Here is a 20,895-nt window from a genome sequence, read left to right on the forward strand (position 1 = left end):
GAACCGGCTCTGCCGGGCCGCTGGTGTTGCCCCCGGAGAGGGGGAGTGCGGCCACACGAAGTGGGTAAGCATGGGGGTGATCACTCCTCGTCCTCCACATGGCGACTGCGGAGCGAACGCCACCACAGCACGGGGATGATCAGCGTGAACACCAGCACTTCCTTGAACGCACTGGCCCAGAACGAGGAGAAGGCTTCAAGCTGGCCCACCAACAGCGCGCCGAGCAGCGCAATGGGATAGCTCGCCAGCCCACCGACGATCGCCGCAACGAAGCCTTTGAGGCCGATGAGAAAGCCGGTGTCGTAGTAGACCGTCGTCAGCGGCGCGATGAGCAGGCCGGAGACGGCGCCGATCAGCGCCGCCAGCGCAAAGCTCAAGTCTCCCGACAGATCCGTCGGAATGCCCATGAGACGCGCGCCGACGCGGTTCATCGCCGTGGCGCGCAGCGCCTTTCCGATGATCGAACGCTCGAAGAAAAGGAACATCAGCACCACCAGTGCGAACGCGACGCCCACCACGACCATGGACTGGCCGGTGATCGGCACGCCCCCGATATCGAGAGGAGCCTCCGAAAATGCCGGCGTGCGCGAGCCTTCGGCACCGAAGAAGAGCAGCCCCAGGCCAACCAGTACGCCATGCAGCGCAACCGAGACGATCAACAGGATCAGCACCGTCGCATCCGCCAGCGGCCGGTAAGTCAGCCGGTACAGCAGCGGCCCGAGCGGCGTGATCAGCAGCAGGGTGGTGACGGCCTGGAGCGCCAGCGACGATGGCCGCAAGCCCAACACCAGCACAGAGGCCAGGGCAGGGAAAGCAACCGTCCACACCAGCGTCGCCTTCCACTCCACCGTGGCGCCGCGCTTCCAGCGCCAGCCCTCTACCGCGAGCGTGGCGGCCGCCAGTGCGAGCAGCAGCCACAGCGTGGCCGGCACACGCCCGGCAGTGAGCGCCGCCATCGACAACGCGCCGAAGGCCACCAGTTCGCCCTGCGGGATGAAGATCACCCGCGTGACGGAAAACACCAGCACCAAGGCCAATGCCATCAGTCCGTAGACCGCGCCATTGACGATGCCGTCCTGCCCGAGCAGCAGGGCAATCTGAAGATCCATGTCGGTTCCAATCCATCAACCCGCGTCGCCATGCCCTATGCCAGGAACACCGCGGAACCGGCTTTGCCGGGCCGCTGGTGTTGCCCCCTGCAAGGGGGTTGGCGCAGCGACACGAAGTGCGCGAAGCCTGAGGGTGTGCTTAGGTGTTCAGGGGCTCGGCGGCAGATACTTCCACGCGCCGTTCTCGATCTTGACCATCACGCGTGCGCGCTGATCCAGACCCAGGTGGTCGTTGGCCGTCATGTTGAACACGCCGTGCGCGCCGGGCAGTTCCTTGACTTGCTCCAGCGCATCACGCAGCGCGGCGCGGAACTCCGGCGTGCCGGGTTGCGCCTTCTTCAGCGCGACAGGCACCGCGGCAGCCATCAGCAGCCCGGTATCCCACGCATGCGCGCCGAAGGTCGAGACCGTGCCCTTGCCATTGGCTGCCTCGTAGGCCGACACGTAGGCCAGCGCGGACTTCTTCACCGGATTGGCGGCGGGCAATTGATCCGCCACGAGCACCGGGCCTGCCGGCAGGAAGGTGCCTTCGACATCCTTGCCACCCACGCGCAGGAAGTCGGCATTGGCCACGCCGTGCGTCTGGTAGACCTTGCCGGTGTAGCCGCGCTCCTTGAGGCTCTTCTGCGGCAGCGCGGCCGGCGTGCCGGAACCGGCGACCAGCACCGCGTCGGGCTTGGCCGACATGAGCTTGAGGGTCTGGCCCGTGACGGAGGTGTCCGTGCGCGCATAGCGCTCATTGGCGACGATCTGCAGCTTCTTCAGCTCGGCCGCCTTGCTGAATTCCTGGAACCACCCTTCGCCATAGGCGTCGGCAAAGCCGACGAAGCCGACCGTCTTCACGCCATTGGCGGCCATGTGCTCAGCGATGGCGAGCGACATCATGATGTCGTTCTGCGGCGTCTTGAAGACCCAGCGCTTCTTGGCATCGACCGGCTCGACGATGCGCGCGGAGGCAGCCATCGAGATCATCGGCGTCTGGCTTTCGGAGATCACGTCGATCATCGCGAGCGAGTTCGGCGTCGTGGTCGAGCCGAGGATCACGTCGACCTTGTTCTCGGAGATCAGCTTGCGCGTGTTGTTTACGGCCGCCGTCGTGTCGCTCGCATCATCGAGCACGATGTAGTTGATCTTCTGTCCGCCGATGGTCTTGGGCATCAGCGCGATGGTGTTCTTCTCGGGAATGCCCAGCGAGGCGGCTGGGCCGGTGGCCGAGACCGTCACGCCGACATTGATGTCGGCCTGCGCGAGCGCCGAGGTGAGCAGCATCGCGGCCAATGCGAGGGGTTTGAGGCATTTCATGCGGTTGTCTCCGTTGTGGTTGATTGAAAAATGAAAAGGGGGTAGCAATCAGATGTCGACAGACACGATGCGCTGAGGCACCTTGACGGCCGGAAGTCCACCGAGGAACAGGTCGGCCACCACGGGCGCCATGGCGTCGTAGTCGAGGTCGCCGTCGGGCCGCATCCAGATGAACATCCAGTTGATCATCCCGAACAGCAGCATGGTCAGCGGCTTGGCGAGCGAGGCCTTCTTCAGGTCGGGCCGCAGCTCGATCACGGCGCGTGCGAAACCGTTGACGACGGTGCGCTGCGTGCCGAGAACGCGCTGGCGGTCGGCGTCTTCCATGAACTTGACGTCCTCGGTCAGCACGCGGTGCGCATGCTTGGCGCCGGCGTACTCCTCGACGAAGCGCCGGATGAGTTCACGCAGCTTCGCCTCGGGCGGCAGCTTCTGGCCCTCGACGTCGGCCACCAGGTCTTCGAGGCGGGACACATGGTTCTCGGCAATGCTCACCAGCAGGCTGTATTTGTCGCGGTAGTAGTGGTACAGCAACGCCTTCGAGAAGCCGCAGGCCTCGGCCACCTGGTTCATCGAGGTCGCTGAATAGCCCCGGTTGGCGAACAGCTGCGCGGCATGATCCAGGATCATTTCGCGCTGATCGTCGTATCCGGGTGAGCGTCCTCGGGCCATGGGATTCCTTCTTGCTTGCTTGCTTGCTTGCTTGCTTGCTTGCTTGCCGCTTCTAGCGTTCGTCGAATGAAAGCACCACGCGCTCGGTGAGCGGATGGGCCTGGCAGGTGAGAACGAAGCCGGCCGCGACTTCGTTCTTGTCCAGTGCAAAGTTTCGCTCCATTCGGACCTTGCCTTCGACGAGCTTGGCGCGGCATGTTCCGCACACACCGGAGGTGCACGAGAACGGCACTTCCATGCCGGCCGCCGAGGCGCAGTCGAGGATGCTCGGCTGGTCCTTGCGGAACTCGATCTCTCGTTGCAGGCCGTCACGGATGATGACGATCTTCGCCAACTCGGCATCGCCGGGGCGCGCCTCGTGGATGACGGCGCCCACCGGTGCGCCTTCCGGCGCGGCCACGCCGAAGCGTTCGATGTGGATGCGTTCCTCGGGTACCCCGGCGGCCAGCAAAGCGGCTTCGGCTTCGTCGTTCATCTGGAAGGGGCCGCAGATGTAGACATGGTCGATGGTGCCGGCGGGCACCACGCTCGACAGGAACTCGCCCAGCTTCTCGCGGTTCATACGGCCCATGTTCAGCGGCGCATCCGTCGGCTCGCCGGAGAACACGTGATGCAGCACGAGCCGTGTCATGTAGCGGTTCTTCAGATCCTCGAGTTCTTCCTTGAACATCGTGGACTGCAGCTTGCGGTTGGCGTAGATCAGCGTGAAGCGCGAATTCGGCTCGCGCGCAAGGACCGTCTTCATGATCGACAGGATCGGCGTGATGCCGCTGCCGCCGACGATGCCTACATGCTGGCGGCGCGACTGCGGCTCGATCGGCACGAAGAAGCGGCCCTGCGGCGCCATCACGTTGATGGTGTCGCCGGGCTGAAGCTGCTCGTTGATCCAGTTCGAGAAGGTGCCTCCCTTGACCTTGCGCACTCCGACGCGCAATTCGCCGTCGTCGATACCGGCGCAGATCGAATACGAGCGGCGCAGGTCCTGGCCGTCGATGTCCTTGCGCAGCGTGAGGTACTGGCCTTGGGTGAAGCCGAAGACGTCGCGCAGGTCGGTGGGTACGTCGAAGGAGACAATGACAGCCTCGTCCGTGTCGGGCTCGATCGCACGCACGCGCAGGGGATGAAACATGACGCTCATGGGGTGTCTCTTCAGATCGGCTTGAAGTGCTCGAAAGGTTCGCGGCACGAGATGCAGCGGTACATCGCCTTGCACGCAGTGGAGCCGAATGCCGAGAGGCGCTCGGTATGCAGGCTGCCGCAGCGCGGGCAGGCAATTGCATCGGCCTTGCGGCCGAAGAAGCGGATCGGCACCGAGGCATCAGGCGCGGCCGGTCCCGGTGGCGCGATGCCGTACTCGGAAAGCTTGCGACGGCCGTCGGCGCTGATCCAGTCGGTGGTCCATGCGGGCGCGCGACGGAGGGTGACGTGGGCAGGGCCGAGGCCGGCCTTCGCGATGGCGGCAAGCACGTCGTGCTCGATCACCTCCGTGGCCGGGCAGCCTGAATAGGTGGGCGTCAGCACGATCTCCAGCGCGTCGCCCTGGTCGATCACATCGCGCACGATGCCGAGATCGCGCACCGACAACGCCGGCACCTCGGGGTCGAGCACGGTGCCGAGCACCTCCCACGCCTGTTCGCAGCGCGTGGTAGTCATGGCGGCAAGCGCGCTCACCACACACCTCCGGGAAATGCGCGTTGCAGGTGCTGCATCTCGGAAAGGATGTAACCCATGTGCTCACTGTGCACACCACGCTTGCCGGTGCTGCGGAAGGCCGCCTCGTCGGGGCGGGTCAGCGTGGCCTCATCGAGGATGGTGTCCATTTCCGCCAGCCAGGGCTCCCGCAAATCGGACCAGCGCGGACCCAGACCCTGCGCCTGTGCGGCATCGTCCACCGCGTCGGATTCGAAAATTTCAGGCACATAGAGCCACAGCTCGCGCAAGGCCTTCTCGATGCGCTGGCGGGATTCGTCCGTGCCGTCGCCCAGGCGCACGACCCAGTCGGCCGCATGCTGCTGGTGGTAGCGCGCCTCCTTGATCGCCTTGCCGGCGATGCCGGCCAGCTCGGCGTCGCTGGAATCGCGCAGGCGCTCCCACAGCAGCTTCATCCAGGTGGAGACCATCGCGTTGCGAAGCACGGTGAAGGCGAAGTCGCCGCGCGGCAGCTCCACGAGCGTGAGATTGCGGTAGTCCTTCTCATCGCGCAGGAACGCCAACTGATCCTCGTCGTGCCCGCGGCCTTCGAGTTTGCCCGCATGCGTGAGCACCGCGCGGGCTTGGCCGATGAGGTCGAGCGCCATGTTCGACATGGCGATGTCTTCTTCGAGGATGGGCGCATGTCCGGACCACTCCGCGATGCGCTGGCCGAGGATCAGGCAGGTATCGCCGATGCGCAGCAGGTACTGCACGCTCGGGCTCTGGTCGATGGCAATGGAACCTTGCATCACGGCATCCTCACATGTGATCTACCGAGCCGGGCAGCCGGTAGAAGGTGGGATGGCGGTAGACCTTGTCTTCCATCGGGTCGAAGTACATGTCCTTGTCGGCCGGGTCGCTCGCGACGATCTGGTCCGAGCGCACGACCCACACGCTGGTGCCTTCCTGGCGGCGCGTGTAGACATCGCGGGCCATCTGGATGGCCATCTTCGGATCGGCCGCATGCAGGCTGCCGCAATGCTTGTGGTCGAGGCCGGACTTGCTGCGCACGAAAACTTCCCAGAGGGGCCATTCGGCGGCGGTGGAGGTATCGGGGGTGCTCATGAAAGTTGTTCCTAGGCAGCAAGAGGTTGAGGAGTCGCGCGCTTGGCGGCGTGGGCGAGCGCGGCTTCGCGCACCCAGGCGCCGTCGTCCCACGCTTTGACGCGGGCACCGAGGCGTTCACGGTTGCAGGGGCCGTCGCCACCAACGACGCGCCAGAATTCGCTCCAGTCGATGGGGCCGTGGTCGTGGTGCTCGCGCTCTTTGTTCCACTTGAGCTCGGGGTCGGGCAGGGTCACGCCGAGCACCTTGGCCTGGTCGACGGCGGCGTCGATGAACTTGGCGCGCAGGTCGTCGTTGGAAAAGCGCTTGATGCCCCAGCGCATCGACTGCGCCGAGTTGGGCGACTGGTCGTCGGGCGGGCCGAACATCATGATCGACGGCCACCACCAGCGGTTGACCGCGTCCTGCACCATCTGCTTCTGCGCCTCGGTGCCCTGTTGCATCATCGTCAGCAGTGCTTCGAAGCCCTGGCGCTGGTGGAAGCTTTCCTCGCGGCAGATGCGGATCATGGCGCGTGCATACGGTGCGTACGAGCAGCGGCAGATCGGCACCTGGTTCATGATCGCCGCGCCGTCGACCAGCCAGCCGATGGTTCCCATGTCGGCCCAGGTCAGCGTGGGGTAGTTGAAGATCGAGCTGTACTTGGCGCGGCCCGTGTGCAGCGCGTCGACCATCTGGTCGCGCGAGGTGCCCAGCGTCTCGGCGGCCGAATAGAGATAGAGCCCGTGCCCTGCCTCGTCCTGCACCTTGGCGAGCAGGATGGCCTTGCGCTTGAGCGTGGGCGCGCGCGTGATCCAGTTGCCTTCGGGCAGCATGCCGACGATCTCGGAGTGCGCGTGCTGGCTGATCTGCCGCACCAGCGTCTTGCGGTAGTGCTCGGGCATCCAGTCCTTGGCCTCGATGAAGTCGCCCTCATCAATGCGTGCGTCGAAGCGTTGCTCCAGCTGCATTTCCTCGGCGGAGCGAACGGCCTTCTTGCTGCCGTCGTCCTTGCCCATCGTGTCCATGGCTTGCGTGTACATGAGGTTCCTTTCAGGCGCGGGGCCTTATTTCGGTCGCTGGTCGATCACCCGGCGGGCCTTGCCCGTCAGCGTGCGTTCGATGGAATCGGGTGTGAGGACGGTCACGCTCGTCGTGATGCCGACCAGGGTCTTGATCCGCTGCTGGAGCCACTGCGTGATCTCGCGCACTTCGTCGGCGCTGGTACTCGGTGCCGCGAGCGGCTGCAGCTCGCAGCGCACTTCGACGGAGTCCAGCAACCCGTCGCGGCTCACGTTGATCTGGTATTGGCCCGAGAGCTTGGCGTGCTGCAGGACGATCTCCTCGATCTGGGTCGGGAACACGTTCACGCCGCGGATGATGAGCATGTCGTCCGAGCGGCCGACGATCTTGCCCATGCGCCGGAACGAGCGCGCGGTGGGCGGCAGCAGGCGCGTGAGGTCGCGCGTGCGGTAGCGGATGATCGGCAGCGCTTCCTTGGTGAGCGATGTGAAGACGAGTTCGCCCTCCGAGCCGTCGGGTAGAACTTCGCCGTTCTCGGGGTCGATGATCTCGGGATAGAAGTGGTCTTCCCACACCACCGGGCCGTCCTTGGTCTCGATGCATTCGCTCGCGACGCCGGGGCCCATCACCTCGGAGAGACCGTAGATGTCGACCGCGTCGATGCCGGCCTTGCCTTCGATCTCGTGGCGCATCGCCTCGGTCCACGGTTCGGCGCCGAAGATGCCGACCTTGAGCGAGCTTTCGCGCGGATCGAGCCCCTGCCGCACGAACTCCTCGATGATCACCTGCATGTAGCTGGGCGTGACCATGATGAGGTCCGGCTTGAAGTCGCGGATGAGCTGTACCTGCTTCTCGGTCTGGCCGCCCGACATCGGGATGACGGTGCATCCCAGGCGTTCTGCACCATAGTGCGCGCCGAGGCCACCGGTGAAGAGGCCGTAGCCGTACGCGATGTGCACGATGTCACCGGCACGGCCACCCGCAGCGCGGATCGAGCGCGCGACCAGCGAGGCCCAGGTGTCGATGTCGTTCTTCGTGTAGCCGACGACGGTGGGCTTGCCTGTGGTGCCGGAGGATGCATGGACTCGCGACACCTGCTCGCGCGGCACCGCGAAGAGGCCGAAGGGATAGTTGTCGCGCAGGTCCTTCTTCGTCGTGAAGGGGAACTTCGCGAGGTCGCTCAACTGCTTGAGATCGTCCGGATGCACGCCCTTGTCGTCGAATGCCTTGCGGTAGTGAGGCACGTTGTCGTAAGCGTGCTTGAGCGACCAGCGCAGGCGTTGCAGTTGCAACGCCTGGACCTCATCGCGGCTGGCAGTCTCGATGGCGTCGAGTTCACCGGGGGCGGGTTGTTTCTTGGGCATGTGTGTGTCTCCTCGGGCGCTTCACTCGGCCACGGCCGGCTTGCCTTTGATGGTGTAGGAGCGACCGCGAAACATGGCCACGCGCTCGCCCCGCTGGTTGGTGATCTCGGTGTCGTAGACGCCGGTGCGGCCGGCCTTCGACACCTCAAAGCTGCGCCCGGTGAGGACGTCGCCATGGCGCGCGGGAGCGATCAGGTCGATCGAGAAACCCGAGGCCACAGTGAGTTCGTTGTACGAGTTGCAGGCATATGCGAACGCGGTGTCTGCCAGCGTTGCGAGAAATCCGCCGTGGCAGATCTCGTGGCCGTTGAGCATGCTGTCGCGCACGGTCATGGTGACGGTGGCGTGGCCCGGCGAGACTTCGACGACATCCATGCCGAGGCCCTGGACGGCGCGGTCGTTGGCGTACATGCGCTCTCGGACCATCTCTGCGGTTTGCTGGGCCGTGCGTTCGGAAGGAAGTGCGGACATATCGGTTCAGCGATCGGTGAAGGTCGGTGCGCGCTTGGCGGAGAAAGCCGCGACGCCTTCGAGGTAGTCGTGCGCGCGGCCGAGGGCGGCCTGCACGGTGGCTTCTTCGTCGAGGGCTTCTTCGAGCGTGAGTCGTTGGGCGCCATCGATGGCGCGGCGTGTTTCGGCCAACGCCTTCACGGGCATCGCGGCAAGGCGCTGCGCGAGCTTGCTGACTTCGTCCGCCAGCGCCGCGTCGTCCACGCATTTCCAGATGAGCCCGATACGTTCGGCCTCGGCGGCGGTCAGCTTGTCGCCCAGCATCGCGAGGCCCATGGCACGCGCGCGCCCCACGATGCGCGGCAGGAGCCACGTGCCTCCGGTGTCGGGAATGAGGCCGATCTTGGCGAAGGCCTGGATGAAGCTCGCGGACTGGCCGGCCAGCACGAGATCGCAGTTCAGGGCGAGGTTCGCGCCCGCACCGGCCGCGACGCCGTTGACGGCCGCGACCACCGGGACGGGCATCGCGCGCAGGCGCTGCACGAGAGGCTTGTAGAGCAGTTCGATCGTGCGTCCGAGATCCTTGGCCGGTTCGCCGGCGGGAGAGGGTGCGACCATGGGATCGGCCAGATCCTGTCCGGCGCAAAAGCCGCGGCCGGCGCCCGTGAGGACGATGCAGCGGACTTCGGCGTTGGCCGCGGCGGCATCGAGCGCGGCACGAAGCTCTTCGTGCATGGCACTTGTGAAGCTGTTCAGCGCGGCAGGGCGGTTCAGCGTGAGGGTCAGAACCGGGCCTTCTCGTGAGGCAAGGACGAGTGAATCGGACAAGCTGTGTCTCCAGTGTGGGGATGGGAGCTGCCGTGTCGATGCGGGTTCTTTGTATTATTGACCGACCGGTCGGTTTATCTTAGGATTGACTTCGACGGGACGCAAGTCCCATCTCGCTGGGGTAAACCCTTGGCGCCCACTCACTCACCTGATAACGGAGACAGCCGTGCCTTGTTATTCCATCGAAGGGGTGGTGCCGGTCATCGACCCGAGCGCCTATGTGCATCCGGAAGCCGTGCTGATCGGCGACGTCATCGTCGGCCCGGATTGCTACGTCGGGCCGTGCGCCGTGCTGCGCGGCGACTTCGGGCGCATCGTGCTGGAGCGCGGCTCCAACCTGCAGGACACCTGCGTCGTGCACGGCTTTCCCGCGCACGACACGGTGGTCGAGGAAAACGGCCACATCGGCCACGGTGCGGTGCTGCACAGCTGCATCGTGCGGCGCAACGCGCTGGTCGGCATGAACGCAGTCGTGATGGACGACGCTGAAATCGGCGAAGCGGCCATCCTGGCCGCCTGCGCTTTTGTGCCTGCGGGCAAGAAGATTCCCGCGCGATCACTCGCGGCCGGCATGCCGGCCAAGGTGATACGCGAACTGAGCGATCAGGAAGTGGCGTGGAAGCTGGAAGGCACGCGCACGTACCACGACCTCACGCGGCGCAGTCTCGCGAGCATGAAGAAGGTGGAACCGCTGGCTGAGATCGAGGCCGATCGGCCGCGAGTGCAGGCGCCGGATGTGAAGCCGTTGATTGCGACGAAGCGGGGGTGATGCGGGCTACTGCCACTGGCCGCGTTCAATGGTCCCGCGGTACTGCAGTGTTCCGGACTTGAAAATCTGGATTCCAACGCTGTCAGCATCGATATCGAGCAGCCCCCAGTTGCGCTGCACCGCTCCGATCGTTACAGCCGTGGCAATCGCCGCGCCCGAAGAGGTCGCTTCGAACAGGTTCTTGCCGCCACCGAGTTGATAAGTCGCAAGGTTGTTGTCGTGAATGTCTCCGCTCAAGATCAGCACCCGGTGCTTCCTGGCCAGCTTCAGCATCCACTCGTACTCGTCCTCGCAGTCGAGCCAGGTTTCGCCGTTTCGAGCGTCAAACGCGATGCCTGAGGCGATCAGGTGGACAGTGGACCCATCAGCCGCTTCGCATGCGGCCTCGATGGCGGCCACTTGCTCCGTGCCCAGCAATGCTTTCTTGCCGCCCTTCTTCTTGAAGCTGCGCCCATCGGTCAAGTGCAGCAACACGCCTTCGCCGAGCAGATGATTGCCGTAGCCCGGCGCCGGCGTGGTCTTGTCGAAGCCGGGTGGCCCGCGGGGAAAGCTGCCCGGAGCCAGGCGCGAAGCCAAGGCCGCTCGGTACGCGTTGAAGATTGCGCGACTCGGCGCGATCAAGGGACTCAAGTCCGGCTGACGCGCAATCTGGGCCCCGCACGCTCCATTGAACATGAAGTCATGGTCATCCCAGATGGCGTAGGTGGTCAGGCCGGGGCGGGCAACCAGCGATTGGAAGTTGGCGACACGCAATTGCTTCTCGATGCGGCCGTGGGCGTGCGTCGCGAATCCAAACGCGCTCATCGACTTCACAGCCGACATGCTGGAGCCGTCGGCGTCGTAGTAGGCCGAGTCGCCCAGGAGCACGAGGACATCGGGATCTACGGCAGCAATCTCGTCCCAGACCGGTTGGACCGGAAAGTGAAAGGACGTCATGCATGAAGTGAATGCGATGCGCATCGTGGCCTTCTCGATGTTGAAGACGAACGCTAGGCTCAAGACAACGGGTGTGCATCCATCAAGAGGTGGAGATGTTCCGCCTTGCCGAGTGATGTCCGCGGCGGGGTAATCTCGGTCCCGATGACCCCACCACCGGCCCGCCCTCCCTCGATCTGGAAACGCTTCTGGTCGCCCACCAGCTTGCTGGAGCAGGTGCCGGCGGACGCTTCACCAACGGAGGCCGAGGAGATCCGGCGCCGGAACAACGTCTGGCTCAAGACGTACATGGACATGTACATCCTTCGCTGGGGCGGTCTCTGGGCCGCGACGATGGTGTTGGCAGTTCTCGCGGCGGACGAGCATGTGTCGGGATTGCTGTTTGCGGCAGCCGTCGCCGCGGCGATCGGCGCATTCGCGGGCCTGGCCGCCATGATCTGGACCTATCGGCGGGCCGCCAAGGCATCCGCCCCATCGCGGCGCTGAGGTGAAATCGGCCGTGAACCGCCTCAAGGAAGAATCAAGATGCCTGCTGCCATGTTTGCCGCCCTGGGCTTTACGGTCGCACTCCTCGTCACGACGGCCTACTTCATCATGGGCTCCATTCCACTTCTGATCCTGAAGCATGACTCGCCGCTGGACGCCCGCTTTGTGCGTGGCTTCTTCAACATCTACTACGTCGCCGCATTCATTACTGCGACTGCAACGGCGATCAGCTATGCGGTTGCGGGTCGCCCAGGGCTTGCGGCGGGTGCCGCGGCGCTGGCGTTGATTGCCATCGTCCTGCGCAGGAAGGTCATTCCCAAGATGGACGCGCTCGGAGCGCAGATCCAGTCCAACTACATGGATGCCATTCCAGGATTCCGCAGAACACACATCACCGCGATCCTGATCAACGTCGCCCAGCTCGTGGCGATCGTATGGAGTCTCATCGCGTTGAGCCGGTAGCCCCGGCGAGGTAGGCTGCGAGCTTGCGGCATGTCGATTTCCCGCCGGCTCATTCGACGTGTCAGTGGAGGGTCATCCTCCGCACTTCAGGAGAAAGCAATCATGGCTACCAACACCGTCCGTCTGCACCGCGTGCTGCGCACCTCGCCGGACCGGCTCTACCGTGCCTTCGTGGAACCCGGCGCTTTCGAGCGCTGGCTGCCACCCTTCGGATTCACCGGCCAGGTCCACACCATGGAGCCCGTGGTCGGGGGCGCCTGGCGCATGTCCTTTACCAACTTCGGTACCGGCCACAGCCACTCGTTCGGCGGAAAGTACCTGGAACTTGTCCCCGGCCAGCGCATTGCATACGACGCGGCCTTCGACGATGCCAACCTGCCGGGCACGATGAAGACCACCGTGACGCTGACCCCAGTGTCCTGTGGCACCGAAATATCCGTCGTGCAGGAAGGCATCCCCGATGTGATCCCTACTGAGATGTGCTACCTGGGATGGCAGGAGTCGCTTGTCGCGCTGGCCCAGTTGGTCGAGCCGAACATTCCGGGCTGAGGCGCTCGCCCGTTCTGATACAATCCGCCCTCCCTCGAAACGGCCAGACCTTTCGAGGTGCCTGCGCAGGCAACGCCGATTCTCACGGCGGCACGTCGGACAAGAGCCACCACGACGAGAAAAACTATAGGTGACTCCTGCATGTGAATGTGCCGTAACGTGGGCCGCGTAAGTGCCCACGACCACTTTCCCAAAAAGCCCGCCCCGTGCGGGCTTTTTCGTTTGCGTCCTGCTCTGGCCGTCGGACGGATTTTCTCCACGTGGACCGTGGACAGACCTGTGGACAACGACATGCAAAAGGCGGGGGATCGGCTCCAGCAGTGCGTCCGAACGCGATGCTCACTAAACAGGCACTGGATCATCGTGCCCCGGACTTCTCGGGCTATGCTCGCGGCCTCTTTTCAAGAGGGATGGCTGACATGATCAAGAGTGTTGCCGCTTCGTTGGTGCTGGCCATGTTCGCGTGGAGTTCGCATGCCGCCGACATCGACGTCGACATCCGCATCGCCGGGCCCGTGGTCAAGAAGGGGCTTCCTTCTGGCTCCGGCATGACTTGGCACGCGGGAAGGTATTTCGTGGTCGGGGACGATTCCCCCTATCTGTTCACGCTGAATCGGAAGTTCGCGATCACCGATCGCTCCATGTTGCAGGACTTTCCGGTTCAACAAAACGGCCGCATCGCCAAGGACATCAAGCCGGACTACGAGGCGATGGCCACTGTCGTGTGGAACGGGGCCGTCTGGAACCTGATTCTGGGCTCGGGCGGCAAGAGGGGGACGCGGGAAGCCGGACTCCTGGTCCCCACGGATGGCAAATCGGACCCGCATCGACGCGACATGGCCGTGCTGTACCGGGACTTCGCCGCCCTCGCGGGCTTCAAGGGTGGCCAGGCGGTCAACATCGAGGCCCTGGCCCTGACCCACGACGATGCCTATTTCTTCAACCGGGGCAACGCGGTCCGCAACATTGTTTTCAAGGTTGCGCTCAGCGACCTCATGGCCTACATGACCGGCAAGGCCGAAAAGATCGCGGACATCCGTCTGCATGAAGCCATGCTGCCGCGACTGATGGGAATCGAGGCGGGATTCTCGGGTGCCGACTACTGGCCCGAGATGGAAAGCCTGGTCTACACCGCTTCCGTGGAGGGGTCCGGCAACGCCTACGACGATGGTGCAGTGCTGGGCAGCTACCTGGGGTTGATCCCGCTGTCCATGCTGATGGAAGGCGCGCCACTGGACCTGACCCGAAGCGCGCAGCGCGTCTCTAAGGCCGGGGCGCCGCTCAAGACCAAGGTGGAGTCCATTGCGTTGACGCACACGGGGCGGCGTCGCGCCACCGGTGCCATGGTCAGCGACAACGACGACGGCAGCAGCGAGTTCTTCGACGTCGTGTTGACCATCAAGCCAGCGCCGCCCCGCTACGCCGATGGAACGCGGCCGCAGAAAATGTCTGGCCACTGAACCTTTGCGATGACCCACCTCGACCTCATCACCATCCGTGCTCTCGAAGAACGCAGCTTCAACGCGTGGCCTGCGGTGCAGACCGTCTTCTTCAATGGCTGGCTGTTTCGCCTGGCCGGCGGCTATACCAAGCGAGCCAACTCGGCTAATGCCGCAGACCCAGGCGCATCCTTCGAAGGCGTGCGCGGGGCAGCCGAAGCTTTCTACAAGCGGCATGGCGTTCCGGTCGTGTTCCGCCTCTCTCCGTTGGCGGCTCCCGGGGCGGACAAGGAGTTGGCGGATGCGGGCTACGCGCTCTTCGACCCGACGCAGGTAGCCAGTGCGTCGCTGGCCGCCGCGGCGCGGCATCCTTCCGTGAGCATTTCGAGCGCGGCGTCGCCTGCCTGGCTGGAAGGCATCAACGCAGCCAATGGCGTGACAGCCCTGCAGGATGAATTGCACCGTGCCATGGTGCGCTCCATCGCGCTGCCGAGCGCTTTCGCCACCCTGCATGAACAGGGTGAAGCCATTGGCTTCGGGCTGGCCGTGCTGGAACGTGGCGCGGTTGGCCTGTATGACATCGTGGTAAAGCCGACCCAGCGCCGGCGCGGTCACGGTCGCGCGCTGACGCTCGCGCTAATGAATTGGGGCCGCGAAGAGGGCGCGAGCTCTGCTTACCTCCAGGTGCGCGAACAGAACGCACCCGCGCGGCGCTTGTACGCCGACCTGGGGTTTGAGGACCTCTACCGCTATCACTACCGGGTGCCGGGCGCTTGAAGGACTCTCAGGCTGGCTCCTCGAGATTGCGGGCGGCGGCGACCATCTGCTCCGCATCCGGAAAAACGCACAGGCTGTTCGGGCCGTCACGCGCCTCGATCTGCACCCAGCGGACGATGCCAGCGGCATCGATCAGGAAGTGTCCGACGAGCTGAGTGCCGTGGCTCTCGAAGATGGCGCTGTCGATGTCGTCGAGCTCGAACCCGTCCTTGGCGTTGAAGACGGCGTTGGCTTCCATCGGCTGCACCGCTTCGGGCAACTCGCCGGTCGGATTGATGCGTGCCGCCTCGAACTGCGCCATGCTTGCGCGATAGGGCCATTCGGAACGCTCGCCGCCGCCTTCAGGCAGGAACTCCAGATACGGCACACCAAAGGCGTGGTGCGTGACGCAATCCGCATCGCACAGGAGCGTTACCGGCGTCGGCCGGTAGCGAAAGTACAGCCTGGCATGGTCCACCGGAGTGTTGATCACGGCGAGGGTCTCTACGCCCATGGGGCGCAAGGCATCCTGCACGCCGGCCAGCTGCAGCACCTGGCGCCGGCAGAACGGGCAATGCAGCCCGCGATAGAGGCCGATGAGGATCGCGCGACCGCGCAAGCTGTCCAGGGAGACGATGCCCTCGCGGTTGGCCGCGGCAAGGGCGAACGCGGGTGCAGGGTCTCCCGGTTGCAGAGGACGCCTCTGTTCTCCCATTGAACATCTCCTTTGCGCATCGTCCAGGCAAGGGACAGAATTTTGACCGTATCACTTGTGACGGCAAGGCACAACGCCCGGCCAGGCGGGCCAGACTCTGCGACACGGCGCTCGCGGTCGAAGATTACAGGAACGATCGTGAATGACCCATGGTGTGAGTTGGTTCGAAGGCTACGTTGTCACAATCGCAGACTGCAGAGAACGGAGTGGCTCCATGAACGAATCGCTCGACGGTGCCGAACTTGCCCTGCTGACCGAGCGCCGCACCCTGTTGTGCCGCATGTGGGCGCTCACCGCGGTCAGCATGGCATCTGGAAGCGCAACACTCACAGCCTGCGGCGGGGGTTCCGGCGGGTCGTCATCTTTCGCCCTACCTGTGCCTGCTCCCGCCGCTGCCGCACCTCCTCCATCTCCGCCTTCAGCGACGCCTGCGCCTTCACCTGGAGCTGCGCCCGCCCCCGCGCCCGCGCCTGGGCCTGCACCCGCACCCGAAGCGCCGTCCCTCGGCGCCCATGCACTCAACTTCAATCTCGACGGCGTGACGTCCCCGTCGCTGTCAACGCCGGGCATGTCCACGCGCACGACCGGAAGCACACTGTTGACCTGCGTCGGGCGGGGTTTGCTTGCTGCCGGCACGCCGACGGACAACGCGGGCAATGCCTTCGTCCAACTCGATGTGCCGCACATCTACACGCTCTGGCCAAGCTCGGGAACGGCCTTGTATGCCTGCGAGAAGGCCCAAGGCGTGGCCGGTCACGCGGTCACCGTGGCAAAGCCGAAAGTCACCGACGAAACGACCCTGAGCGTGATCGAGATCACCAGTGGTGGCTCCGTGCGCGATGTGCAGTGGCGCGAGGTGCTGTCTGGTCAACCCTTGACCAGTGCCAGTGTCACCACCACCGGCCCCGCGCTGCTCGTCGCATGGTGGTGGGGCGATGCGGGTGTCGACCTGGACAAGACGGCTGTCCCCAACAACGGCTTCACGGTGGTCGATTCGGTACTGAGGGCCGGTGCGTTGGTGCAGTGCGCCGTTGCCGTCAGGCAGGTGGGCGTGGCCGGCACCTACAACGTGACCTGGATCTCGACCCCGCAGCAGGGGGCGCAGCTCTGGCTCGTTGCCGTGCAGGCGGGCTGAGTTGCCGCGGCTTCACGCTCAATCCAGCTTGATGTTCGCCGCCTTGATGACACGCGCCCACTTGTCGACTTCGAGCTTCTGAAAGGCCGCCAACTCGGCAGGCGTCATGCCTCCGGGCTCAATGCCCTGCTCCACCAGCTTGGACTTCACCTCGGGGTCGTTCACCACCTTGATCAACTCGGTCGAGAGTTTGTCGACGATGGGCTTCGGCACGCCCGCGGGCGCAAAGATCGCCTGCCACGAGACCACGCTGAATCCGGGCATGGTTTCCGCAATCGCTGGAATCTCCGGCAGCTGTGCGGCGCGTTTCTCGGACGTGACTGCCAGGGCGCGCAATTTGCCTGCCCTGATCTGCGGCAGCGCCGGCGCCAGGTTCTCAAAGATGAGTTCGGGGCCCTGGCCGGAGAGCAGTCCATTCAAGGACTCGGCGCTGCTCTTGTACGGCACGTGCACCATCTTGCCGCCACTGGTCTGCTCGAAGAACACGCCGGAGAGATGCTGCGAAGTGCCGTTGCCCGACGAGGCGTAGCTGATGGTGCCGGGCTTGCCCTGGATGGCCGCGACCACGTCTTGCACGGTCTTGAAGGGGCTGTCGGCGCGCACCACCAGCACGTTCGGCATGGATCCGATCATCGTGATCGGCTGGAAGTTCTTGATCGGGTCGTAGGGCAGCTTCGAATACAGGCTCACGTTGATGGCGTGCGAACTGATGGTGCCGCCCTGGATGGTGTAGCCGTCCGGCGCGGCCTTCGCCGTGAAGTCGGTTCCCATTCCTCCGCCCGCACCCGGCTTGTTCTCTATGACGAAGCTCGTGCCCAGCGAGGTCGCCGCCTTGGTCGTGACCAGTCGCGCCAGGATGTCGGTGGTTCCTCCTGCCCCGAAAGGCACGATGTAGGTAATGGGCTTGCTGGGCCACTTGTCCTGTGCCTGGAGGGGCATCACGGCAGAAGCGGCAGCAACGAAGGCCCCGCATAGCATGATTCGACGTTGCATAGGTGTCTCCTGATAGCCGGCGGAGCTTCGCAGTTCCGCGGCGCAATGGCTCCTCGCGGAAATCCTGATGCGCGCTGGCGAATTGGTGACCATTTCCTACCCTCGGGCTGGGGAATGGCGAACTTCGCGGTCCCCGCACGGAGGTGAGAATCCCGGTCATGCACCGAATCCTCTTTCCGTCGCCGAGGTTCTCCAGTGCCTCGCGCTTGGCCCTGATGGCATCTGCGATCGCCCTTCTCCTTCTGGGAGGATGCGCTTCCCCGCCATCCACGGCGCCATCCGCAGCACCATCGCCGCCATCGACCGCGGGCGCGCGCGCCGCAACAGCGCTCCCGCCGCCAAAGCCGGCGCCAGCCGCTGCGAGCGACACCGAATTGAACAAGGGCTTCGAACAATGGGTCGCGGACTTCCGCACCAGCGCGCGCGCAGGCGGCATCAGCGAGGCGACGCTGCGCACCGCATTCGACAACGTCCAGTTCCTGCCGCGCGTCATCGAGCTCGACCGCGCGCAGCCCGAGTTCACGCGGACCGTCTGGGACTACCTTGACAACACCGTGACCGCCCAACGCGTCGCGCTGGGCCAGGACAAACTGCTGCAGGTGCGCGCCGAAGCCGATGCGGCGGCCCGGCGCTATGGCGTGCCGCCGAGCATCCTGGTCGCCATCTGGGGCATGGAAAGCAACTACGGCGGCAACTACGGCAGCACGCCCACCATCGACGCGCTGGCGACGCTCGGCTTCGAGGGGCGCCGCGAGGACTGGGCGCGTCAGCAGTTGCTTGCGGCATTGAAGATCCTCGACAAGGGCGACATCGACCGCGAACACATGATCGGCTCCTGGGCGGGCGCCATGGGCCAGACGCAATTCCTGCCATCGAACTTTTTGGCCTACGCAGTGGATGCCGACGGCGACGGCCGGCGCGACATCTGGGGCAGCATGGCCGACGTCATGGCTTCGACCGCGAACTTTCTCTCGCGCTCGGGCTGGCAGGCGGACAAGCCTTGGGGCGTAGAGGTTCGCTTGCCGACTGGCTTCGACTACGGCCGCGCCGACCCCGCGGTGCGCCAGCCCTCCGCTCAGTGGGCGACCGAGGGGGTGCAGGCCGTGAGCGGTCAGCCACTGCCGGAGTTCGCCGACGGAACGATCCTGCTGCCTGCGGGCGCGCGAGGGCCGGCCTTCCTGGTCGGGCCGAACTTCCGGGCGATCCTGCGCTACAACAACTCGACCAGCTACGCGCTGGCCGTCAGTCTCCTCGCGCAACGCCTCGCCGGCGGCCCCGACGTGCAGTCGCCCTGGCCGCGCGATCTGGCTGCTCTCTCGCGCAGCCAGATGATCGAACTCCAGACCGCGCTCAACCAGCGCGGCTTTGCCAGCGGAGCGCCCGATGGCGTGATGGGCCCCGCAACCCGTGAAGGCGTGCGCGGCTATCAACGCAGTGTCGGCTTGCCTGCAGACGGCTATCCGAGCGCGGAGTTGCTTCAGCGCCTGCAGCAGCGCTAGCCTTGGCCTTCCCTCTCATCCACTCGACACCCCGATGACCGAAATCCACAAACGAATCGCGGACAGCTTCCATGCACAAGGGCTGATGTCGACGATCGGTGCAAGGCTTGCCCTGATCGCAGATGGCGAGGTTCACATCGAGATGCCGTTCTCGATCGGCCTTTCTCAGCAGCATGGGTATGTGCATGCCGGCGCGGTCACGAGCATCGTGGACAGCGCATGCGGGTACGCAGCGTTGACGAAGGCGCCATCCGGGTTCGAGGTCGTCACGGCGGAGTTCAAGATCAACTTCGTGCGGCCCGCCGTCGGCCATCGCTTCCTGGCGATCGGCCGGGTGCAGAACGCGGGGAAGCTTCTTACCGTTTGCTCTGGCGAAGTCCGGGCCTTCTCCGGCACCGGGGATGCCCACAAGGTGGTCGCCTTCATGCAGGCCACCGTTGTCAACGTTCAGCGGGAAGCGTCAGCTGCCTGACCCGGCCGCAGCCTCGTCATCGACGGCTTTCTGCACCGCCTTGTAAAAGGTCTCTCTCGCCTCGCTCGCGGTGCGGTCCGTCGCGCCTCCAGCCCAGTCGGCGTTGGACGCGATCACGAGCTTGCGCTTCGGATCGATGAAGATGCCTTGGCCGAAGATGCCGCGCGCTGCAAAGGTGCCGTCGGCGTATGTCCACCACTGGTAACCGTAGCCGCGGCCGGGCCGGCCGATGCTCGCGCGCTCGGTCGTGGCGGATTCCAGCCAGCCTTCCGGCACGATGCTCTGGGCATTGACACGGGCACCGTTGAGAATGAAGAGCCCGAAGCGCGCGAAGTCCCGTGTCGCAGCCTGAATGCAGCAGCCGCTGATCTCCTGGCCGGTTCGGCTGAGGAGCCAGGTGGCCTGCTGCTCCATGCCGGCTGGCGCCCAGACCTTCTCCGAGAGGTACGACGCCAAGGGCCTTTGCGTCGCCCGGCCGACCAGGATGCCGACGAGATTGGTTTCTCCGGTGCTGTAGTTCCAGCGCGTGCCGGGCGGCACCTCGCGCGGAAGACGTCGAAGGTAGCTCACGAGTGCATCGACGCCTTCCTCGGGTTGATGGTTGTTGAACCGCGCCACGTCCGAGTTCGGATCGGCATAGTCCTCGTTCCATCGGACGCCCGAAGTCATCGTCAGAAGCTGACGAATGCTGACGTCGTCGTACGCCGAACCTTTCATCTCGGGGATGTAGTCGCTGACCTTGTCTTCCATGCTCCGGATGAAGCCGTCACGGATGGCGGCGCCGACCAAGGTGGAGGTGATGGACTTGGCCACCGAAAAGCTCGTCCACCGCCCGCTGCCGTCGAAGCCCAGGCCGTAGCGCTCCAGTCGGAGCTTTCCGTCATGCAAGATCAGGAGGGCCGCGCTGCGTTGGCCGGCCATGTAGGCGTCGAGGTCGAGCGGCAGCTTCAACGGCGGGCCCGGAGGCAGCGGCATCGGATGGTCTCCGGCCTTCACGATGCGCGATTTCGCCAGTATGGGCAGCCGATCCAGTGCTCGAAATGCCGCATCGCGCTGGGGCTGGCTCCAGAACAGCAGGTCGCGGTTGGTGGGCAGCGTCGCCAGCAGTCCGCGCGTCTCCTTGTCGAGGCTGAACCAGCCCACGCTTCCAATTGCCGCGAGGGCGACCAGCGCCCCGAGGGCGATCGTCTTGATCTTCAT

The 20,895-nt window shown here is 64.9% G+C and carries 25 protein-coding genes; 9 read left to right on the forward strand and 16 right to left on the reverse strand.

The features are described 5' to 3' along the window. Nucleotides 1-80: 80 nt before the first annotated feature. From QTI04_RS18405 to paaG, 11 genes are all read right to left on the reverse strand, one after another. Complete coding sequence (locus tag QTI04_RS18405; protein WP_286616913.1) at nucleotides 81-1,109, reverse strand: branched-chain amino acid ABC transporter permease; 1,029 nt, start codon at nucleotides 1,107-1,109, stop codon at nucleotides 81-83. Nucleotides 1,110-1,256: 147 nt separating this feature from the next. Next, nucleotides 1,257-2,411, reverse strand: a complete 1,155-nt coding sequence (locus tag QTI04_RS18410) for an ABC transporter substrate-binding protein (protein WP_286616916.1) — start codon at nucleotides 2,409-2,411, stop codon at nucleotides 1,257-1,259. 48 nt (nucleotides 2,412-2,459) lie between these two features. Then, nucleotides 2,460-3,083: a TetR/AcrR family transcriptional regulator gene (locus tag QTI04_RS18415; RefSeq protein ID WP_286616918.1), complete on the reverse strand. Its 624-nt coding sequence runs from the start codon at nucleotides 3,081-3,083 to the stop codon at nucleotides 2,460-2,462. A 52-nt stretch (nucleotides 3,084-3,135) separates the two neighbouring features. After that, nucleotides 3,136-4,221: a 1,2-phenylacetyl-CoA epoxidase subunit PaaE gene (gene paaE, locus QTI04_RS18420; RefSeq protein WP_286603551.1), complete on the reverse strand. Its 1,086-nt coding sequence runs from the start codon at nucleotides 4,219-4,221 to the stop codon at nucleotides 3,136-3,138. Nucleotides 4,222-4,232: 11 nt separating this feature from the next. Further along, a complete protein-coding gene (gene paaD, locus QTI04_RS18425) occupies nucleotides 4,233-4,736 on the reverse strand; it encodes a 1,2-phenylacetyl-CoA epoxidase subunit PaaD (RefSeq protein ID WP_286603674.1) in 504 nt (167 codons plus the stop codon). 14 nt (nucleotides 4,737-4,750) lie between these two features. Next, nucleotides 4,751-5,524 (reverse strand): 1,2-phenylacetyl-CoA epoxidase subunit PaaC, encoded by a 774-nt coding sequence (gene paaC, locus QTI04_RS18430; protein WP_286603553.1) that lies wholly within the window; start codon nucleotides 5,522-5,524, stop codon nucleotides 4,751-4,753. Between the two features lie 10 nt (nucleotides 5,525-5,534). Beyond that, complete coding sequence (gene paaB, locus QTI04_RS18435; RefSeq protein WP_286603554.1) at nucleotides 5,535-5,840, reverse strand: 1,2-phenylacetyl-CoA epoxidase subunit PaaB; 306 nt, start codon at nucleotides 5,838-5,840, stop codon at nucleotides 5,535-5,537. An 11-nt stretch (nucleotides 5,841-5,851) separates the two neighbouring features. Continuing rightward, nucleotides 5,852-6,862: a 1,2-phenylacetyl-CoA epoxidase subunit PaaA gene (paaA, locus tag QTI04_RS18440; protein ID WP_286616920.1), complete on the reverse strand. Its 1,011-nt coding sequence runs from the start codon at nucleotides 6,860-6,862 to the stop codon at nucleotides 5,852-5,854. Nucleotides 6,863-6,886: 24 nt separating this feature from the next. Then, nucleotides 6,887-8,206, reverse strand: a complete 1,320-nt coding sequence (gene paaK, locus QTI04_RS18445; RefSeq protein WP_286616922.1) for a phenylacetate--CoA ligase PaaK — start codon at nucleotides 8,204-8,206, stop codon at nucleotides 6,887-6,889. A 21-nt stretch (nucleotides 8,207-8,227) separates the two neighbouring features. Continuing rightward, complete coding sequence (gene paaI, locus QTI04_RS18450) at nucleotides 8,228-8,677, reverse strand: hydroxyphenylacetyl-CoA thioesterase PaaI (protein ID WP_286603557.1); 450 nt, start codon at nucleotides 8,675-8,677, stop codon at nucleotides 8,228-8,230. A gap of 6 nt (nucleotides 8,678-8,683) precedes the next feature. Continuing rightward, nucleotides 8,684-9,484, reverse strand: coding sequence for a 2-(1,2-epoxy-1,2-dihydrophenyl)acetyl-CoA isomerase PaaG (paaG, locus tag QTI04_RS18455; RefSeq protein WP_286616924.1), 801 nt, complete (start codon nucleotides 9,482-9,484; stop codon nucleotides 8,684-8,686). A 166-nt stretch (nucleotides 9,485-9,650) separates the two neighbouring features. Here paaG and QTI04_RS18460 point away from each other — a divergent pair, with 166 nt between their 5' ends. After that, the gene (locus QTI04_RS18460) at nucleotides 9,651-10,253 is read left to right on the forward strand and encodes a phenylacetic acid degradation protein PaaY (RefSeq protein WP_286603559.1); all 603 of its coding nucleotides are present in this window, start codon (nucleotides 9,651-9,653) and stop codon (nucleotides 10,251-10,253) included. Between the two features lie 6 nt (nucleotides 10,254-10,259). Here the strand turns inward: QTI04_RS18460 and QTI04_RS18465 are convergent, their stop codons facing one another. Both QTI04_RS18465 and QTI04_RS18470 read right to left on the reverse strand, forming a co-directional pair. Continuing rightward, entirely contained in the window at nucleotides 10,260-11,252 is a 993-nt protein-coding gene (locus tag QTI04_RS18465) for a hypothetical protein (RefSeq protein ID WP_286603560.1), read from the reverse strand. Then, on the reverse strand, nucleotides 11,249-11,485 hold the full coding sequence (locus tag QTI04_RS18470; protein ID WP_286616925.1) for a hypothetical protein: 237 nt from the start codon (nucleotides 11,483-11,485) through the stop codon (nucleotides 11,249-11,251). Before QTI04_RS18470 ends, QTI04_RS18465 begins: the two co-directional genes overlap by 4 nt. Between QTI04_RS18470 and QTI04_RS18475 the strand changes: the two genes are divergently transcribed. The 5 genes from QTI04_RS18475 to QTI04_RS18495 all read left to right on the forward strand — a co-directional run bounded on the left by QTI04_RS18475 (nucleotide 11,478) and on the right by QTI04_RS18495 (nucleotide 14,902). Beyond that, complete coding sequence (locus QTI04_RS18475; protein WP_286616926.1) at nucleotides 11,478-11,675, forward strand: hypothetical protein; 198 nt, start codon at nucleotides 11,478-11,480, stop codon at nucleotides 11,673-11,675. The genes QTI04_RS18470 and QTI04_RS18475 overlap by 8 nt on opposite strands. 51 nt (nucleotides 11,676-11,726) lie before the next feature. Next, nucleotides 11,727-12,137: a hypothetical protein gene (locus tag QTI04_RS18480; RefSeq protein ID WP_286616928.1), complete on the forward strand. Its 411-nt coding sequence runs from the start codon at nucleotides 11,727-11,729 to the stop codon at nucleotides 12,135-12,137. Nucleotides 12,138-12,239: 102 nt separating this feature from the next. Further along, nucleotides 12,240-12,686: an SRPBCC family protein gene (locus tag QTI04_RS18485; RefSeq protein WP_286616929.1), complete on the forward strand. Its 447-nt coding sequence runs from the start codon at nucleotides 12,240-12,242 to the stop codon at nucleotides 12,684-12,686. Nucleotides 12,687-13,105: 419 nt separating this feature from the next. Next, nucleotides 13,106-14,146 (forward strand): hypothetical protein, encoded by a 1,041-nt coding sequence (locus QTI04_RS18490; RefSeq protein ID WP_286616931.1) that lies wholly within the window; start codon nucleotides 13,106-13,108, stop codon nucleotides 14,144-14,146. A gap of 9 nt (nucleotides 14,147-14,155) precedes the next feature. Beyond that, nucleotides 14,156-14,902, forward strand: a complete 747-nt coding sequence (locus QTI04_RS18495; protein WP_286616932.1) for an N-acetyltransferase — start codon at nucleotides 14,156-14,158, stop codon at nucleotides 14,900-14,902. A 7-nt stretch (nucleotides 14,903-14,909) separates the two neighbouring features. Here QTI04_RS18495 and QTI04_RS18500 read toward each other — a convergent pair whose 3' ends face one another. After that, on the reverse strand, nucleotides 14,910-15,596 hold the full coding sequence (locus QTI04_RS18500; protein ID WP_286616934.1) for a redoxin domain-containing protein: 687 nt from the start codon (nucleotides 15,594-15,596) through the stop codon (nucleotides 14,910-14,912). 214 nt (nucleotides 15,597-15,810) lie between these two features. Here QTI04_RS18500 and QTI04_RS18505 point away from each other — a divergent pair, with 214 nt between their 5' ends. Beyond that, nucleotides 15,811-16,731, forward strand: a complete 921-nt coding sequence (locus QTI04_RS18505) for a hypothetical protein (RefSeq protein WP_286616936.1) — start codon at nucleotides 15,811-15,813, stop codon at nucleotides 16,729-16,731. A gap of 18 nt (nucleotides 16,732-16,749) precedes the next feature. Here QTI04_RS18505 and QTI04_RS18510 read toward each other — a convergent pair whose 3' ends face one another. After that, nucleotides 16,750-17,724 (reverse strand): tripartite tricarboxylate transporter substrate binding protein, encoded by a 975-nt coding sequence (locus QTI04_RS18510; protein WP_286616938.1) that lies wholly within the window; start codon nucleotides 17,722-17,724, stop codon nucleotides 16,750-16,752. A 215-nt stretch (nucleotides 17,725-17,939) separates the two neighbouring features. On the opposite strand from QTI04_RS18510, the gene QTI04_RS18515 reads away from it, so the two are divergent. Together QTI04_RS18515 and QTI04_RS18520 are read left to right on the forward strand one after the other, a co-directional pair. Continuing rightward, entirely contained in the window at nucleotides 17,940-19,223 is a 1,284-nt protein-coding gene (locus QTI04_RS18515; protein WP_286617117.1) for a lytic murein transglycosylase, read from the forward strand. 34 nt (nucleotides 19,224-19,257) lie between these two features. Then, complete coding sequence (locus QTI04_RS18520) at nucleotides 19,258-19,695, forward strand: PaaI family thioesterase (RefSeq protein WP_286616939.1); 438 nt, start codon at nucleotides 19,258-19,260, stop codon at nucleotides 19,693-19,695. On the opposite strand, the gene QTI04_RS18525 is transcribed toward QTI04_RS18520, so the two are convergent. Next, on the reverse strand, nucleotides 19,684-20,895 hold the full coding sequence (locus tag QTI04_RS18525; protein WP_286616941.1) for a serine hydrolase: 1,212 nt from the start codon (nucleotides 20,893-20,895) through the stop codon (nucleotides 19,684-19,686). The genes QTI04_RS18520 and QTI04_RS18525 overlap by 12 nt on opposite strands.

The sequence above is a fragment of the Variovorax sp. J22R115 genome (genome assembly GCF_030317005.1).
Classification (GTDB): Bacteria; Pseudomonadota; Gammaproteobacteria; order Burkholderiales; family Burkholderiaceae_C; genus Variovorax.

Coding starts and splice junctions, on each gene's coding strand:
- QTI04_RS18520 (WP_286616939.1), top strand. CDS start 19,258: ATGACCGAAATCCACAAACGAATCGCGGACAGCTTCCATGCACAAGGG.
- paaE (WP_286603551.1), bottom strand. CDS start 4,221: ATGAGCGTCATGTTTCATCCCCTGCGCGTGCGTGCGATCGAGCCCGAC.
- QTI04_RS18525 (WP_286616941.1), bottom strand. CDS start 20,895: ATGAAGATCAAGACGATCGCCCTCGGGGCGCTGGTCGCCCTCGCGGCA.
- QTI04_RS18500 (WP_286616934.1), bottom strand. CDS start 15,596: ATGGGAGAACAGAGGCGTCCTCTGCAACCGGGAGACCCTGCACCCGCG.
- QTI04_RS18490 (WP_286616931.1), top strand. CDS start 13,106: ATGATCAAGAGTGTTGCCGCTTCGTTGGTGCTGGCCATGTTCGCGTGG.
- QTI04_RS18480 (WP_286616928.1), top strand. CDS start 11,727: ATGTTTGCCGCCCTGGGCTTTACGGTCGCACTCCTCGTCACGACGGCC.
- paaK (WP_286616922.1), bottom strand. CDS start 8,206: ATGCCCAAGAAACAACCCGCCCCCGGTGAACTCGACGCCATCGAGACT.
- QTI04_RS18470 (WP_286616925.1), bottom strand. CDS start 11,485: ATGTCCATGTACGTCTTGAGCCAGACGTTGTTCCGGCGCCGGATCTCC.
- QTI04_RS18485 (WP_286616929.1), top strand. CDS start 12,240: ATGGCTACCAACACCGTCCGTCTGCACCGCGTGCTGCGCACCTCGCCG.
- paaD (WP_286603674.1), bottom strand. CDS start 4,736: ATGACTACCACGCGCTGCGAACAGGCGTGGGAGGTGCTCGGCACCGTG.
- QTI04_RS18505 (WP_286616936.1), top strand. CDS start 15,811: ATGAACGAATCGCTCGACGGTGCCGAACTTGCCCTGCTGACCGAGCGC.
- QTI04_RS18510 (WP_286616938.1), bottom strand. CDS start 17,724: ATGCAACGTCGAATCATGCTATGCGGGGCCTTCGTTGCTGCCGCTTCT.
- paaB (WP_286603554.1), bottom strand. CDS start 5,840: ATGAGCACCCCCGATACCTCCACCGCCGCCGAATGGCCCCTCTGGGAA.
- paaA (WP_286616920.1), bottom strand. CDS start 6,862: ATGTACACGCAAGCCATGGACACGATGGGCAAGGACGACGGCAGCAAG.
- paaC (WP_286603553.1), bottom strand. CDS start 5,524: ATGCAAGGTTCCATTGCCATCGACCAGAGCCCGAGCGTGCAGTACCTG.
- paaI (WP_286603557.1), bottom strand. CDS start 8,677: ATGTCCGCACTTCCTTCCGAACGCACGGCCCAGCAAACCGCAGAGATG.
- QTI04_RS18410 (WP_286616916.1), bottom strand. CDS start 2,411: ATGAAATGCCTCAAACCCCTCGCATTGGCCGCGATGCTGCTCACCTCG.
- QTI04_RS18515 (WP_286617117.1), top strand. CDS start 17,940: ATGGCATCTGCGATCGCCCTTCTCCTTCTGGGAGGATGCGCTTCCCCG.
- QTI04_RS18475 (WP_286616926.1), top strand. CDS start 11,478: ATGGACATGTACATCCTTCGCTGGGGCGGTCTCTGGGCCGCGACGATG.
- QTI04_RS18415 (WP_286616918.1), bottom strand. CDS start 3,083: ATGGCCCGAGGACGCTCACCCGGATACGACGATCAGCGCGAAATGATC.
- QTI04_RS18495 (WP_286616932.1), top strand. CDS start 14,156: ATGACCCACCTCGACCTCATCACCATCCGTGCTCTCGAAGAACGCAGC.
- QTI04_RS18405 (WP_286616913.1), bottom strand. CDS start 1,109: ATGGATCTTCAGATTGCCCTGCTGCTCGGGCAGGACGGCATCGTCAAT.